Genomic DNA, 13,539 nt, shown 5'->3' with positions numbered 1-13,539 from the left:
GGTATCGTCCGGCTCACTTGCCGAGCTGATCGACGGCGGCCTGGCAGAAGGCCTTCAGGTCGTCCGGCTTGCGGCTGCTGACGAGCGCGTTCGGCCCGTCGGTGCAGATCACGACCTCCTGGTCCACCCAGGTCGCGCCCGCGTTACGCAGGTCGGTCTGCAGGCTCGGCCAGGAGGTGAGGGTGCGGCCGCGCACCACGTCGGCCTCGATCAGCGTCCACGGGCCGTGGCAGATGACGGCGACCGGCTTGCCCGAGTCGAAGAAGGCGCGGGCGAAACGCACCGCGGCCGGGACCGTGCGCAGGAAGTCCGGGTTGGCCACACCCCCGGGGAGTACCAGGCCGGCGAACTCGGCCGCGTCGGCGTCGTCGACGGTCGCGTCCACGGCGAACGTGTCGGCCTTGTCCAGGTGGTTGAAGCCCTGGATCTGGCCGGGGGCGGTGGAGATCAGCTTGGGCGTGCCGCCGGCCTGCTTGACCGCCTTCCACGGCTCGGTGAGCTCCACCTGCTCGACGCCTTCGGGCGCGGCCAGGAACGCGATCGTCTTGCCCTGCAACATGGGGAACCCCCTCGCGACGGTGATGTCCCCTCCCCACTAACCGGGCGGTTCCGATCTATGCGTTGCCATTACCCCCAGGGGGTATATAGTGTCTCCTGCAACGTCAAGAGTGAGGAGTGGGACATGACTGTCACGACGTACCAGGTTGAGGGCATGACCTGCGGCCACTGCGTCAGCTCCGTGACCGCCGAGGTGAGCAAGGTGGCCGGGGTCAGCGGGGTCCAGGTCGACCTGGCGGCCAAGGCCGTGACCGTGACGAGCGCGGCGCCGCTCGACGACGCGCTGATCAACGCGGCGGTGCTGGAGGCCGGCTACGAGCCGGCCGGCCGGACCCCGGGCGTGCAGCTGCTCCCGCAGGCCGCCGGCTCGTGCTGCGGCTCGGGCGGCTGCCACTGACCTGTCGGCGACCGGCTCAGCCGGGCGGGCGTTTCAGCGCCCACAGGGTGTGCGCCGACCAGGCGGCGGTCGCGCCGACGGCGTACCAGAGCAGGTCGGGCGGGTTGAACGTGCTGCCGAGCAGCGGCTGCAGCACCGCCGGGATGCCGCCGAGCTGGGCGAACTCGATCGCCCAGCTCAGCCCGGCCGACAGCAGCGCCACCACCCAGGGCCGCAGCCGCGGCCAGATCAGCAACAGCAGCGCGTAGATCAACACGGTGTAGAACGCGTCGCCCAGGTACTTGGACACCGGACCGTTCCACAACAGCCGGACACCCAGCCCGGCCACGACGGTCAGGACGGCGGCGACGGCGATCGGCGGACGAGGCACCAGCTCAACGTAGTGCCAAGCGCTCTGAAAATTTACACCGCAAAAGGAAACGAGACTGAAACAATTTTCCGTCACTCGTTGACACGCACTGTTCATATGGTGTGCCTTTCTCTACACAGGAACCCCCCGCCTGAAGGTGAGGCACTTATGAGGAAATGGTTCGCACGCCTGGCTGCGCTGGGCGTCGCGCTCTTAGTAGCAGGTCAGGGCCAGGCGGCCCTCGCCCAGGATCCGGCGGCGGGGAACAAGGTCCTTCGGGTCGGCGCCACCCAGGCCATGGACTCGATGAACCCGTTCCTGGCGGTCCGCGTCGTGTCCACGCAGATCCACCGGTGGATGTACGGCTACCTCACGGTGCCCGACTCCAAGACGCTGGCGCCCAGCCCGGACCTGGCCGAGTCGTGGACCACGTCGGAGGACGGGCTCACCTGGACCTTCAAGATCCGTAACGCCAAGTGGTCCGACGGCAAGCCGGTCACGGCCGAGGACGCCGCCTGGACGTTCAACAAGATCATGACGGACGAGGCGGCCAAGACGGCCAACGGCCCCGCCGTGGAGAACTTCGAGAGCGTCACGGCCAACGGCCAGGACCTGGTCATCAAGACCAAGGCGCCCCAGGCGTCCATGCTGGAGAACCCGATCCCGATCATGCCGAAGCATGTGTGGGAGGGCGTCACCGACATGGCCAACTACGACGCCGAGAAGTACCCGACCGTGGGCAGCGGCCCGTACATCGCGGTCGAGCACGTGAAGGACCAGTTCGTCAAGCTCAAGGCCAACCCGAACTACTGGCGCGGCGCTCCCAAGGTCAACGACCTCCAGGTCATCTTCTACGCCAACCCGCAGGCCGCCATCGCCGGTCTGAAGAAGGGCGACATCGACCTGATCGGCCGGCTGAACCCGCCGGAGTTCCAGGCGATCCAGAACGACCCGAACATCGAGGCGTGGAACACCCAGGGCCGCCGCGCGGCGTACCTGCAGATCAACCACGGCGCCACGACCACCGACGACAAGGCCATCGGTGACGGCCACCCGGCGCTGAAGGACCAGAAGGTCCGCCAGGCGCTGCACTACGCCATCGACAAGCAGAAGCTCGTCGACGAGGTGTGGAACGGCCTGGCCAAGCCGGCCGACGGCTCGATCGTGCCGCCGATGTACAAGGACTTCTTCTGGGAGGCCGGCGGCGACGTCAAGGTCTCCTACGACGTGGCCAAGGCGAACCAGATCCTCGACGAGGCGGGCTACAAGAAGGGCGCCGACGGCGTCCGCACGATGCCCGACGGTGACCGCAAGCTGGAGTTCCGCTTCAGCATCCACACCGAGACCCCGCTCGAGGACAAGCTCGCCGAGTACCTGACCGGCTTCTTCAAGGAGATCGGCATCACGCTGACCACCAAGAAGCTCGACTCCAGCAAGTTCACCGAGGAGACCGGCGTCACGGCGCTGTTCGACATCGCGATCTCCGGCTGGTCGGTCAACCCCGACCCCGAGGAGGTCTTCGCCACCCACCTGTGCAGCCGCAGGCCGGCACCGGGCGGCGAGGGCGGCGGCACCGAGTCGTTCTACTGCGACCCGACCTTCGAGAAGCTCTACCAGGACCAGCTCAAGGAGCTCGACCGCCCCAAGCGCGCCGAGATCATGAAGCAGATGCAGGAGCGCCTCTACACCGACGCCCCGATCATCGCCCTCTACTACACCAACGACCTTGAGGGCTACCGCAAGGACCGCGTCACCAGCATCACCCCGATCCCCGAGGACAAGGGTCTGCTGTACGGCGGCAGCAGCTACTGGCCGTTCTACACGGTCGACGTCAAGGCGAGCGCGGCCAGTGGCGGCGCGAGCGGCGGCGGGTCCAACACCGGCCTCATCGCCGGCGTCGTCGGTGGCGTGGTGGTCATCGGTCTGGCGGCGTTCTTCCTGACCAGGCGGCGCAAGAGCGTCGCGGACGAGCGCGAATGACAACACCGCTAGAAGCAGCAGAGCCCGCCGCCGCGCAGGCGGCGGGCCCCGCTGACGAACGCCCCACCCACCGCGGCACGCTGCGTTACGCGCTGTCGAAGGTCGGTGGGGCGTTGTTCAGCATCGCCATGGTGATCGTCGGCACGTTCTTCGTGTTCCGCCTGCTGCCCGGCGATCCGGTACGCAACCTCGCCCAGGGCCGCAACATGACCCCGGCCCAGCTCGACATGGAACGGGCCAGGCTCGGCCTGGACAAGCCGTTGATCGACCAGTTCTTCGACTTCGTCGGCAAGACGTTGCGCCTGGACCTGGGCATGTCGTACGAGTACAAGCGCCCCGTGCTCGACCTGATCGGCGAGCGGCTCGGCCCGACCGTGCTGCTGGCCGGCACCGGCGTGGCCATCGCGGTCACCCTGGGCATCTGGCAGGGAACCAGGGCCGGCTGGCGGCACGGCAGCCGGTTCGACCGCTTCTCCACCGGCACCTCGCTGGTGTTGTGGTCGGTGCCGACGTTCTGGCTCGGGCTGCTCCTGCTCATGGTGTTCGGCGTGGGCATCGGCCCCATCCCGGGGCTGTTCCCGACGCGCGGCATCCAGAGCGTCGACGCGCCCGACGGGTTCGCGTACATCCTCGACGTGGCCTCCCACATGGTGCTGCCCTGCGCCACCCTGGTGGCCGTCGTCTACGCCCAGTACCTGCTGGTCATGCGCTCGTCGCTGCTGGAGGAGGTCAGCCAGGACTACGTCACCGTGGCCAGGGCCAAGGGCCTGCGCGACGACGAGGTCCGGCGCAGGCACGCGGTGCCCAACGCGTTGCTGCCGACGGTGACCCTGGTCTTCATGCGCATCGGCTTCGTGGTCGGCGGCGCGGTCACGGTGGAGTACATCTACAGCTGGCCGGGCCTGGGCATGTTGTTCAACGAGGCGATCAGCGTGCCCGACTTCACGTTGATGCAGGGCACGTTCATGCTCATCACCGTCGCGGTGATCCTCATGAACACGCTGGCGGACGTGGTGTACCACTTCCTTGACCCGAGGGTGAGGTCGGCATGACCGCAGTCGCCTCGGCTCGCCGGCGGCTCGCGCTGAGCCGCTTCTGGGCGGGCTTCCGCGCGCACCGGGCCGGCATGATCGGCCTGGTCGTGCTGGTCGTCGCGGTGCTGCTGGCGCTGGTCGCGCCGCTGTTCATCAGCGAGAACGTGACCAGCGTGGTCAGCGGCACCGGCAAGCAGTGGGACTCACCCAGCCTCAGCGAGCCGTTCGGCACCGACGAGTCCGGCCGGTCCATCCTGCTGATGGTCTGGTGGGGCTCGCGCACCTCGCTGCTGATCGGGTTCCTCGCCGCGGTGCTGAGCATCGTGATCGGCCTGGTCGTGGGCATCGCCGCCGGGCACTTCCGGGGCTGGCTGGGCGGCGCGCTCATGCGGGTCACCGACTGGTTCCTGGTGCTGCCCTCGCTGGTCACCGCCCTGGTGCTGTCGGCCATCCTGGGCGGCAGCACGTTCACCATCATCATGGCCATCGGCATCACCACCTGGCCGTCCACCGCCCGGCTGATCAGGGCGCAGACGCTGGCGGTCGAGGCGCGGCCGTACATCGAGCGCTCCAAGGCGCTCGGCGCCGGGCACTGGCACATCACCACCAGGCACGTGCTGCCGAACGTGGCGCCGCTGCTGCTGGCCAGCACCACGCTGGAGGTGGCCAGCGCCATCGTCACCGAGTCCACGCTGGCCTTCCTGGGCGCGAGCGCGAACAAGACCTCGTGGGGCTCGATGTTGCGCGGCTCGTACGACTACGGCGCCGCCACCCAGGGCGCCTGGTGGTACATCCTCATCCCCGGCCTGTGCATCCTGGCGGTCGTCATGGCGTTCACGCTGTGCGGCCGGGCCCTGGAAGCCGTGCTCAACCCTCGGCTCAGGAGGGCCGCATGAGCCTGCTCGAACTGGACGACGTCTCCGTGACGTACCGCATCGCCTCAGGCGAGGTGCCCGCCGTGCGCGGCGTCTCGCTGGAGCTCGGTGCCGGGGCGGCGCTCGGGGTCGCCGGCGAGTCGGGATCCGGCAAGTCGACGCTGGCCATGGCGCTGCTCCGGCTCCTGCCGAAGGACGCACGCGTCACCGGCCGGATCCTGCTCGACGGCGAGGACGTCCTCACCATGAAGTGGGGACGCATGCGCGCGGTCCGCTGGGCCGAGGCGTCGATCGTGTTCCAGGGCGCGCAGCACGGGCTCAACCCGGTGCGCAGGATCGGCGAGCAGATCGCCGAGCCGCTGCTGGTGCACGGCCTGGCCAAGCCCGACGGCGCGCAGAAGCGCGTGGCCGAACTGCTCGAACAGGTGGGCCTGCCGAGCTGGCGGGCGCGCAGCTACCCGCACGAGCTGTCGGGCGGCCAGCGGCAGCGCATCATGATCGCGATGGCGCTGGCCTGCTCGCCGCGCCTGATCATCGCCGACGAGCCGACGACCGCGCTCGACGTGATGGTCCAGGCCCAGGTCCTGACACTGATCAAGGAGCTGGTGGCCGAGCACGACATCTCGCTGATCATGATCTCGCACGACCTGTCGGTCCTGGCCGACGTGTGTGATCAGCTCGCGGTCATGTACGCGGGCCGCGTGGTCGAGCACGGCCCGTCGCGCGAGGTGTTCCACGACGCCAGGCACCCCTACAGCCGGGCGCTGGCGGCGGCGTTCCCCACGGTGGGCGACCCGGTCTCCAGGCTCGCGCCGCAGGGGCTGGGCGGCGACCCGCCCGACCCGATGCAGCTGCCGACCGGCTGCTCGTTCCACCCGCGCTGCCCGGTGGCGCTGGCGGAGTGCTCGACCCTGGACGTCGACCTGTGGCCCGCCGGCGACCGGCGTACCGCGGCCTGCGTGCACGTCCGGGCGAAGGAGGAGGCCTCATGACCGAGACGCAGACCACCGAGGAGGCCGTCGACACCGCGCGCGGCACCCTGCTGGAGGCCCGCGACCTGCACGTGGAGTTCTCCGCGCGCGGCCGCAGGGCCCGCGCGGTCGACGGCGTGAACCTGGCGATCGGCGAGGGCGAGATCGTGGCCCTGGTCGGCGAGTCGGGCTGCGGCAAGACCACGCTCGCCCGCACCCTGCTCGGCCTGGAGAAGCCCACCTCCGGCGAGGTCAGGTACGGCGGCCGCGCCCTCGACTACCGCTCCAGGGCGCTCAAGGCGTACCGCAGGCAGGTGCAGCTCGTGCTGCAGGACCCGACCGGGTCGCTCAACCCCAGGCACACGGTCTACGAGGCCGTCGCCGAGGGCCCGCGCATCCACGGCCTGGCCGACGAGGAGGAACTGGTCGCCTCGGCGCTGTCCAGGGCCGGGCTGCGCCCGCCCGAGCGGTTCTTCCAGCGTTACCCGCACGAGCTGTCGGGCGGCCAGCGGCAGCGCGTGGTCATCGCCGGCGCGCTGGCGCTGAACCCGAAGGTGATGATCGCCGACGAGCCGGTGGCCTCGCTGGACGCCTCCGTCCGCGGCGAGATCCTGGCGCTGATGCTCAAGCTCAGGGACGAGCTGGGCCTGGCCGCGCTGGTCGTCACCCACGACCTGGGCCTGGCCTGGAACATCGCGGACCGGGTCGCGGTCATGTACCTGGGGCGGATCGTCGAGTCCGGGCCGGTCGAGCAGGTGCTGACCGCGCCCAGGCACCCGTACACGCAGGCGCTGATGTCGGTGCTGCCGGAGTCGCCGGAACGGGTGGTGCTGACCGGCGAGCCGCCGGACCCGACCAGGATCCCCGGCGGCTGCCGCTTCCACGCCCGCTGCCAGGTGCTCGCCTCGGGCAGGGCGGCCGAGGCCGGGGTGGACGGCCGGTGCCGTTCCGAGCTGCTGCAGGTGCTCCCCGCCACCGCCGACGCCCAGACGGCCTGCCACTACGCGGCCACCCTCACCGGACAGGACGGCTAGACAGGGGGCCTGGACGTACTCCGTCCGGGCCCCCGACCATGAGGTGTGGATCTCCCCGAGGCCGAGTGGCCGATCATCGACCTGCTGGACGCCGCCGACGAGGAGCAGACCCCCGGCCCCCGGCTGCACGCGTTCATGACGGAGTCCGCCGCCCTGCTCGAACGGTTGCCCGGCTCGGCCGAAGCGCACTTCGTCCGCGGCTACGCGCTCTTCCTGGCCTCCAGGCGGGAGAGCGCGCTCGTGCCCGGCGCGCTGGAGGAGATGGTCACCGCGATGCGCCTGCGGTCCGGGCACCACTGGGCGCGCTACAACGCGATCATTCTCAGCCACGAACTGGGCGACCACTCCGCCGTCATCGCGCATTTCCTGGGCCTGGACCGCGACTTCTTCGCCGAGGACGGCAAGGACTGGCGTTACCTGGTGGCCTGGGAGTACGCCGTGGACTCCTGGGCGCGGCTCGGCCAGGCCGACCGGTTCGCCGCGGAGCTGGCCGGGCTGGTGCGGGCCTATCAGCACTACGCCGACTCCGACGAGATCCTGCACAAGCCGGAGAACCTGTTGCGGCTGCTGGCTGAGCTGCGGGCGGGCGGGGTCGAGACGCTCACCCCCGCCGCCCGCGACTCGTGCGCGCGGCTCCTGGCCGCGCGGCTCGCGCTGCTCGTCCCTGGCTCGTGGATCCGCGAGGACGAACTGCGGCCGTGATCGGCGGTCAGGGGCGGAAGGCGGCGGCGTGCTCGGTGGCCCACTCGGTGAAGCTGCGGGCCGGGCGGCCGGTGATCTGCTCGACCGTCGGCACCACCGTGTAGCCGACCTCGGGCGTGTTCCCCAGCGCGCCGATGAGGAATTCGATGGTCTCCTCGCCCATGCCGTTCTGCCGCCACTTGGCGCGAGCCTCGTCCTCGGTCAGCTCGACGAAGCCGATCTCCTGCCCGATCGCCGCGCCGAGCAGCCGCACCTTGTCGGTGAGCGCGATCGCCTCGGGCCCGGTCAGCACGTACGACCGGCCGCCGTGGCCCCCGTCGACCAGCACCTTCGCGGCCACCGCGGCGATGTCGCGCTCGTGCACCATGGCGCTCACCCGGCCGCCGAACGGCTCCTTGATGACGCCTTCGGCCTTGATGGAGTGCACCCACCACTGCAGCGTGTTCGACATGAACTCGACCGGGTGGAGCAGCGTCCACTCCAGGTCGGTGGCGGCCAGGGCCTGCTCAAGGGGGCCGTCCTCGCGGCCGCCGAGCACGGTGACCCGCCGCACGCCGGCCTGGGCGGCCAGCTCGGCGAGCCGCGCGCCGTCGGGGAGCGGGGCGTAGTCGTCGCCGGCGAAGTTGATGAAGTGCACGCCCGTGACGCCGGCGAAGGCGGGGGCGACGCTGTCCGGGTCGGCCAGGTCGCCGGCCACGACCTCGACGCCCTCGGGGAGGTCGGCCTTGGCGGGGTTCCTGGTCAGGGCGCGCACCCGCTGCCCTGCCCGCAGCAGCTCTTCGACGACGAGACGGCCGACGGTGCCGGTGGCTCCGGTGACGAGGAAGGTCATGGCGAACCCCAATCTTTATGGAACGGAACGTTCTGCTCTTAGTCTAACAGAACAGAATGCTTCATTCCACATAATCCTTGAGGCTGATCGCCGTGGCCGCCCGGTGGATGGGTCCGGCGATGCGGTCGATCATCTTGTCCCTGCCCGGCAGGCGCGGGAGCAGCCGGAGCGCGGTGAGCTGGATGCCGATCGCCAGCCGCGACGGCATCACCATGCCCTTGACGTTGGCCGGGCCGAGCGCCTGGTTGGCCGCGACGAACGGGCGCAGCTCGCGCTCGTACCCGTCCGCGCCGCCGCCCGTGGCCAGCTCGCCCGCCAGCACGTACGCGCCCACCAGCGCCAGGCTGGTGCCCTGGCCCGAGGCGGGTGAGGCGCAGTAGGCGGCGTCGCCGACCAGCACGACCCGGCCGGTCGACCAGCGCTCCATGTGGATCTGGCTCATCGAGTCGAAGTAGAAGTCGTCCGACCCGCGCACCGCGTCGAGCAGCCCGGGCACCTCCCACTCCATGCCCGCCAGAGCGTCGGCGAGCAGGTCCTTCTGCCGGGCGACGTCGCGGTGGTCGTAGTCGAGCCGCGGCGAGGCCCACATGAACAGGGCCTTGGCTCCGGCGCCCCGCGCGGTGCTGTAGACGTTCGCGGTGCGGCCGGGGGCCGCGTGCACGGCCTCCTCGTGGTCCAGCGCGAGCGTGTTCGGGACCGTGCTGATCGAGATGTAGTGGCCCAGGTGGCGCAGGAACTGCGACTCGTCGCCGAAGGCGAGTCTCCTGGTGGTGGAGTGCACGCCGTCCGCGCCCACGATCAGGTCGAACCGGCGCGGGGCGGCACGCTCGAACGTGACCAGCCCGTCCGCGCCGATGCCGGTGATGCTGTCGTCGAAGAGGTACTCGACGTCGTCGCGGGTCAGGTCGTGGAGCAGCTCGTTCAGGTCGCCGCGCATGATCTCGGCGTCGTCGCCGGTGCGGCCGCCGAACAGGTCGGCGTCCATGCTGGCCTTACGCCGCCCGCGCCGGTCGTAGTAGTGGGCCTGCCGCATGCCGGTGGCCCGGGCGCGGACCGCGTCGAGCAGGCCCATGCGCTCGATCACGTCCAGCGCCGCGCCCCTGATGTCCACCTTGTAGCCGCCGGTGCGGATGGCCGGCGCGCGCTCGACCACGGTCGGGTTGAAGCCGTGGCGGCGCAGCCAGTACGCGGTCGCGGTGCCGGCGATGCTCGCGCCGGAGATCAGGATGTTCTTCATGTCTTCGACGGTACACACGTCTTAGACATATGTGCAAGACGGTTGTGCTAATCTTCTCGCATGGGAAATCGGGAGGACCTGCTGGCCGGCGCCAAGCGGTGTCTGATGGAGAAGGGCTACGGGCGCACCACGGCCCGCGACATCGCCAACGCGTCGGGCGTGAGCCTGGCCGCCATCGGCTACCACTTCAGGTCGAAGGAGGCGCTGATGAACGAGGCGCTGTTCCAGGCGATGCAGGAGTGGGGCGACGAGCTGGCCGCGATGCTGGCCGCCGAGGTCGAGCCGGGAGCCGGGCCGCTGGAGCGGTTCGAGGCGGCGTGGGACCGGGTGGTCGAGTCGTTCACGCGGCTGCGGCCGCTCTGGGTCACCCAGTTCGAGCTGCTGGGGCAGATCGATCACGTGCCGGAGGTGCGCGAGCAGCTCGTCCGGGGGATCAAGGAGGCGCGGGAGGGGCTGGCCGAGCTGATGCAGGGCATCGACCCGGCCGCCGACCCCGAGCGGGCGCGCCTGACCGGCGCGTTCTACCAGGCGATGCTGACCGGGTTCCTGTCGCAGTGGCTGCTCGACCCGGACAGCGCGCTGTCGGGCCGCGAGGTGGTCACGGCCCTGCGCATGGCGGTGGGCTGAGCTCTCAGAAGGCGCTTATCGTGGCCGGCGCCCGCTCGGCGCGGCTCAGCGTGCGGATCACCGCGGTCGCGCCGTGGCGGTGCACGGCCAGCCGCGCCAGCAGCTCGACCACCGGGTCGATGACGGGCGCGGGCAGCTCCGGCGTCTCGATCCCGACGCTGGACGCCAGGTCGTCGGAGTGCACGACGATCTCCATCACCCGGGTGAGCAGGAAGTCGTCCAGCCGCAGCGACCAGCCGGCCCACGGCAGGCGCACGACCCGGTCCTCGGGCTCGGCAGGCAGGGCGGCGCGCAGGAAGTCCAGCACCGAGCGGGCCTCCTGGGTCATCGTCTCGTGGCCGTCGGCCGCGGCGGCCTCGCCGTTGCGCCGCACGCTCACGTTGCTCTCGTGGTCGAGGCCGGCCTGCACCCACGGCGAGCTGACGTAGTGGTCGAGCAGCGGGATCGGCGGCTGGATCTCGCCGTCGACCTGGAGGGCGTCCCTGACCCTGACGAGCTGGTGCGACAGGTGGACGGCCAGCCCGCCGACACTGAACTCGGTGAGTGCGCTGGGCTTGCCCCACGCGGTGCTGACCACGGGGTTCTGGAGCAACGACAGCGCGGACTCGGCCGCGGCCAGATAGGACTGCCTGATCTCCCCCATACGCCGTCCTTCCCGGATTCAGGTGGTGACTCGGGCCAAGACTATCCCTCCGACGATCAGGGCGAGCGCGGCCATCCTGCCCACCGAGACGGGGTCGTCGTTGAGCACGATGCCCAGCGCGATCGCGCCGACCGCGCCGATCCCGGTGAAGACCGCGTACGCGGTGCCGACCGGCAGCGTGTTCATCGCCACGGACAACAGCCAGACCGCCGCGGCCATCAGGAGCAGCGAGATCAGGGTGGGCAGGGGCCTGGTGAAGTTCTGGGTGGGCTTGATGCTCTGCGACCAGGCCACCTCGACCAGGCCGGCGAGCGTGAGTATCAGCCAGTTCACCGGGTGACCTCCTTGAGCGCGGCGGCCAGCGACGCCTCGTGCTCCTCGCGCCGCTTGGCCAGGGCCGGGTCGGTGAGCGCGTTGACCATCTCGACGTGGATGAACGTGACGTCCTCGACGGCGAAGTGGCCCTTGAAGAAGTCGCGGAGGTAGCGCTCCTGGTGGTCCACCGGCTCGCGCGGGGTGCCCGGGCCGTACGCGCCGCCCCGGGCGCCCGTCACCACGAACGACCTGCCCTTCAGCGACATCTTCGGAAAGGTGATCTGGTCGATCCACGCCTTCAGCGACGACGGAATCGAGAAGTTGTACATCGGGGTGCCGATGAGGATCACCTCGGCCGCGACGACCTCGTCGAGCAGCGGTTCCAGGATGTCCCACGCGTCCTGCTGCGCGGGGGTGCGCACCGCCTCGCGGTACCGCGCGATGTCGGTGATCTCGTGCCCGAGCACGTAGTCGCACAGCTCGGTCCACGCCTCGCCTATGTGCGGCACCGGGTCGGCGGCCAGGTCCCGGTGGACGTAGCCGGCGCCGGGGTGGGCGGCGCGCCAGGTCTCGGCGTACGCGGCCGACAGGCGGCGGGAGAACGACGCGCGGCGGGCGCTGGCGTCCAGGTGCAGCAACATGGGGGTCCTCCAATAAGTGGACATGGTGTCCGCTTCACTATAACCGGACGCCGTGTCCACATACAATGGACGGCATGGAACGCGCCGACGCCGCACGCAACCGGGCCAAGATCCTGGAAGCCGCCGCCCTGCTATTCGCCGAAAAATCGCCGCAAGACGTGACGATGGACGACATCGCGAAGAAGGCCGGGGTCGGCCGCGGCACGCTCTACCGGCGCTACCCCGACCGGGCCTCCATCGCCGTCGCGCTGCTCGACGAGCACGAGCGGGCCCTGCAGGAGAAGCTGATGCGCGGCGAGCCCCCGCTCGGGCCGGGCGCGCCGCCCGCCGAGCGCCTGGCCGCCTTCTACGCCGCCATGGTCGAGCTGCTGGAGGATCACTCCCACCTGGTGCTGGGCAGCGAAGTGGGCCGTTCGCGCTTCGAGACCGGCGCGTACGGCTTCTGGCGCGTGCACGTGCGCGCCCTGCTCGTCGAGGCCGGCGTGCCGGGCCCGGACGCGCTGGTCGACCTGCTGCTCGCGCCGCTGGCCCCCGACGTCTACGCCTACCAGCGCGCCGACCGCGGCCTCACCCCGGCGCAGATCACCGCGGGGCTGGTCAGGCTGACGCGGACGCTAGCGCCCGCTTGATCGCCGTCCTGATGAACCGCCTGGCCAGCATCGCCCGCCTGAACCGGCTCAATCGCGGCGCGGGCGTGCCGTAGCGGCGGGCCCGGACGTCGTCCACCACGTTCATCGGGGCGCCCAGCTCGGCCAGCACCTCGAACGCCTCCCGCTTGCTGATCAACCGGCCGTCCCGCAGCGTCACCGTGGCCCTGGCGACCGTCACCATGCCCAGGTCCACCCAGATGTCCCGCAGCCAGCGCCGCCGTCCGCGGGCCTTGGCCAGCCAGAAGTCACGCAGGTCGGCCCGGACGAACGCGGCCAGCTCGGCGTCCGACACCGGCGGCAGCAGCCCGGCGGGCGGCGGCCCGGCCAGCACGCGCCCGCCCGCGTGCAGCTCGCGGCGCGTCACCGCGGTGACGGGACGGCTGAACAGCTCCTGATGCGCCCACGTCACGTGCTGGGCCGACAGGTCGGCCAGTTCCCGGCGCGCCAGGTAGGAGCAGTGCAGGTGCTCGGCCAGCGGCAGCGTGATGCCCTCGTGCATCCGCCGCAGCGCCTGCCGCCGGTCCTCGGTGAGCGGCGACTCGACGATCGCGATCAGATCGAGGTCGCTGCGGCCGGGCTGGTAGTCGTCGCCGGTGGCCAGCGACCCGTGCGCCCACAGCGCGACCAGCGGCACCACCGGTTCCACAGCCTCATGGAAATGTCTGAGCAGCCGCTCGGTGTCCATGTCCATGCT

Annotated in this window: 17 protein-coding genes; 9 read left to right on the top strand and 8 right to left on the bottom strand. The window is 70.6% G+C overall.

Going from position 1 to position 13,539, the window contains the following annotated elements; genetic code table 11:
* Positions 1-13 precede the first annotated feature (13 nt).
* The gene (locus tag HII36_RS06680; protein ID WP_173522174.1) at positions 14-559 is read right to left on the bottom strand and encodes a type 1 glutamine amidotransferase domain-containing protein; all 546 of its coding nucleotides are present in this window, start codon (positions 557-559) and stop codon (positions 14-16) included.
* Positions 560-682: 123 nt separating this feature from the next.
* On the opposite strand from HII36_RS06680, the gene HII36_RS06675 reads away from it, so the two are divergent.
* Positions 683-955 carry a heavy-metal-associated domain-containing protein gene (locus HII36_RS06675; RefSeq protein ID WP_173522173.1) on the top strand — a complete coding sequence of 91 codons (273 nt, stop codon included), beginning with the start codon at positions 683-685 and terminating at the stop codon, positions 953-955.
* A 16-nt stretch (positions 956-971) separates the two neighbouring features.
* Here HII36_RS06675 and HII36_RS06670 read toward each other — a convergent pair whose 3' ends face one another.
* Entirely contained in the window at positions 972-1,325 is a 354-nt protein-coding gene (locus HII36_RS06670) for a ribosomal maturation YjgA family protein (protein ID WP_217369231.1), read from the bottom strand.
* Positions 1,326-1,472: 147 nt separating this feature from the next.
* Between HII36_RS06670 and HII36_RS06665 the strand changes: the two genes are divergently transcribed.
* The 6 genes from HII36_RS06665 to HII36_RS06640 are packed head-to-tail and all read left to right on the top strand — an operon-like array spanning position 1,473 to position 7,900.
* The gene (locus tag HII36_RS06665) at positions 1,473-3,284 is read left to right on the top strand and encodes an ABC transporter substrate-binding protein (protein WP_173522171.1); all 1,812 of its coding nucleotides are present in this window, start codon (positions 1,473-1,475) and stop codon (positions 3,282-3,284) included.
* On the top strand, positions 3,281-4,336 hold the full coding sequence (locus HII36_RS06660; protein ID WP_173522170.1) for an ABC transporter permease: 1,056 nt from the start codon (positions 3,281-3,283) through the stop codon (positions 4,334-4,336). The genes HII36_RS06665 and HII36_RS06660 overlap by 4 nt, the downstream gene beginning before the upstream one ends.
* Positions 4,333-5,214 (top strand): ABC transporter permease, encoded by an 882-nt coding sequence (locus HII36_RS06655; protein ID WP_173522169.1) that lies wholly within the window; start codon positions 4,333-4,335, stop codon positions 5,212-5,214. The genes HII36_RS06660 and HII36_RS06655 overlap by 4 nt, the downstream gene beginning before the upstream one ends.
* On the top strand, positions 5,211-6,185 hold the full coding sequence (locus HII36_RS06650) for an ABC transporter ATP-binding protein (protein WP_173522168.1): 975 nt from the start codon (positions 5,211-5,213) through the stop codon (positions 6,183-6,185). Before HII36_RS06655 ends, HII36_RS06650 begins: the two co-directional genes overlap by 4 nt.
* Positions 6,182-7,198 carry an ABC transporter ATP-binding protein gene (locus HII36_RS06645; protein WP_173522167.1) on the top strand — a complete coding sequence of 339 codons (1,017 nt, stop codon included), beginning with the start codon at positions 6,182-6,184 and terminating at the stop codon, positions 7,196-7,198. The genes HII36_RS06650 and HII36_RS06645 overlap by 4 nt, the downstream gene beginning before the upstream one ends.
* A 45-nt stretch (positions 7,199-7,243) precedes the next feature.
* Positions 7,244-7,900, top strand: coding sequence for a hypothetical protein (locus HII36_RS06640; RefSeq protein WP_173522166.1), 657 nt, complete (start codon positions 7,244-7,246; stop codon positions 7,898-7,900).
* 7 nt (positions 7,901-7,907) lie between these two features.
* On the opposite strand, the gene HII36_RS06635 is transcribed toward HII36_RS06640, so the two are convergent.
* Together HII36_RS06635 and HII36_RS06630 are read right to left on the bottom strand one after the other, a co-directional pair.
* Positions 7,908-8,732 carry an NAD(P)H-binding protein gene (locus HII36_RS06635; protein WP_173522165.1) on the bottom strand — a complete coding sequence of 275 codons (825 nt, stop codon included), beginning with the start codon at positions 8,730-8,732 and terminating at the stop codon, positions 7,908-7,910.
* Between the two features lie 61 nt (positions 8,733-8,793).
* Positions 8,794-9,969 carry an FAD-dependent monooxygenase gene (locus HII36_RS06630; protein WP_173522164.1) on the bottom strand — a complete coding sequence of 392 codons (1,176 nt, stop codon included), beginning with the start codon at positions 9,967-9,969 and terminating at the stop codon, positions 8,794-8,796.
* 60 nt (positions 9,970-10,029) lie between these two features.
* Here HII36_RS06630 and HII36_RS06625 point away from each other — a divergent pair, with 60 nt between their 5' ends.
* Positions 10,030-10,596: a TetR/AcrR family transcriptional regulator gene (locus HII36_RS06625; protein ID WP_173522163.1), complete on the top strand. Its 567-nt coding sequence runs from the start codon at positions 10,030-10,032 to the stop codon at positions 10,594-10,596.
* A gap of 4 nt (positions 10,597-10,600) precedes the next feature.
* Here the strand turns inward: HII36_RS06625 and HII36_RS06620 are convergent, their stop codons facing one another.
* From HII36_RS06620 to HII36_RS06610, 3 genes are read right to left on the bottom strand one after another with little or no spacing between them, the layout of a single operon-like run.
* Positions 10,601-11,239, bottom strand: coding sequence for a maleylpyruvate isomerase N-terminal domain-containing protein (locus HII36_RS06620; RefSeq protein ID WP_173522162.1), 639 nt, complete (start codon positions 11,237-11,239; stop codon positions 10,601-10,603).
* Between the two features lie 18 nt (positions 11,240-11,257).
* Positions 11,258-11,572 carry a DMT family transporter gene (locus HII36_RS06615; protein WP_173522161.1) on the bottom strand — a complete coding sequence of 105 codons (315 nt, stop codon included), beginning with the start codon at positions 11,570-11,572 and terminating at the stop codon, positions 11,258-11,260.
* Positions 11,569-12,195 carry an FMN-dependent NADH-azoreductase gene (locus HII36_RS06610; RefSeq protein ID WP_173522160.1) on the bottom strand — a complete coding sequence of 209 codons (627 nt, stop codon included), beginning with the start codon at positions 12,193-12,195 and terminating at the stop codon, positions 11,569-11,571. Before HII36_RS06610 ends, HII36_RS06615 begins: the two co-directional genes overlap by 4 nt.
* Before the next feature lie 74 nt (positions 12,196-12,269).
* On the opposite strand from HII36_RS06610, the gene HII36_RS06605 reads away from it, so the two are divergent.
* On the top strand, positions 12,270-12,824 hold the full coding sequence (locus HII36_RS06605; protein WP_173522159.1) for a TetR/AcrR family transcriptional regulator: 555 nt from the start codon (positions 12,270-12,272) through the stop codon (positions 12,822-12,824).
* Here the strand turns inward: HII36_RS06605 and HII36_RS06600 are convergent.
* Entirely contained in the window at positions 12,793-13,536 is a 744-nt protein-coding gene (locus tag HII36_RS06600; RefSeq protein ID WP_217369230.1) for a nucleotidyltransferase, read from the bottom strand. The genes HII36_RS06605 and HII36_RS06600 overlap by 32 nt on opposite strands.
* Positions 13,537-13,539 lie beyond the last annotated feature (3 nt).

Origin of the sequence: Nonomuraea antri (assembly GCF_013283785.1) — a bacterium.
Classification (GTDB): domain Bacteria; phylum Actinomycetota; class Actinomycetes; order Streptosporangiales; family Streptosporangiaceae; genus Nonomuraea; species Nonomuraea antri.
The sequence above is the reverse complement of the archived record's forward strand: the minus strand, read 5'-3'. Positions and strand labels throughout refer to the sequence as shown.

Bases quoted from the DNA above. Each gene is read 5' to 3' on its own strand.
- HII36_RS06680 (WP_173522174.1), bottom strand. From the start codon at position 559: ATGTTGCAGGGCAAGACGATCGCGTTCCTGGCCGCGCCCGAAGGCGTC.
- HII36_RS06675 (WP_173522173.1), top strand. From the start codon at position 683: ATGACTGTCACGACGTACCAGGTTGAGGGCATGACCTGCGGCCACTGC.
- HII36_RS06665 (WP_173522171.1), top strand. From the start codon at position 1,473: ATGAGGAAATGGTTCGCACGCCTGGCTGCGCTGGGCGTCGCGCTCTTA.
- HII36_RS06660 (WP_173522170.1), top strand. From the start codon at position 3,281: ATGACAACACCGCTAGAAGCAGCAGAGCCCGCCGCCGCGCAGGCGGCG.
- HII36_RS06655 (WP_173522169.1), top strand. From the start codon at position 4,333: ATGACCGCAGTCGCCTCGGCTCGCCGGCGGCTCGCGCTGAGCCGCTTC.
- HII36_RS06650 (WP_173522168.1), top strand. From the start codon at position 5,211: ATGAGCCTGCTCGAACTGGACGACGTCTCCGTGACGTACCGCATCGCC.
- HII36_RS06645 (WP_173522167.1), top strand. From the start codon at position 6,182: ATGACCGAGACGCAGACCACCGAGGAGGCCGTCGACACCGCGCGCGGC.
- HII36_RS06635 (WP_173522165.1), bottom strand. From the start codon at position 8,732: ATGACCTTCCTCGTCACCGGAGCCACCGGCACCGTCGGCCGTCTCGTC.
- HII36_RS06630 (WP_173522164.1), bottom strand. From the start codon at position 9,969: ATGAAGAACATCCTGATCTCCGGCGCGAGCATCGCCGGCACCGCGACC.
- HII36_RS06625 (WP_173522163.1), top strand. From the start codon at position 10,030: ATGGGAAATCGGGAGGACCTGCTGGCCGGCGCCAAGCGGTGTCTGATG.
- HII36_RS06620 (WP_173522162.1), bottom strand. From the start codon at position 11,239: ATGGGGGAGATCAGGCAGTCCTATCTGGCCGCGGCCGAGTCCGCGCTG.
- HII36_RS06610 (WP_173522160.1), bottom strand. From the start codon at position 12,195: ATGTTGCTGCACCTGGACGCCAGCGCCCGCCGCGCGTCGTTCTCCCGC.
- HII36_RS06605 (WP_173522159.1), top strand. From the start codon at position 12,270: ATGGAACGCGCCGACGCCGCACGCAACCGGGCCAAGATCCTGGAAGCC.
- HII36_RS06600 (WP_217369230.1), bottom strand. From the start codon at position 13,536: ATGGACATGGACACCGAGCGGCTGCTCAGACATTTCCATGAGGCTGTG.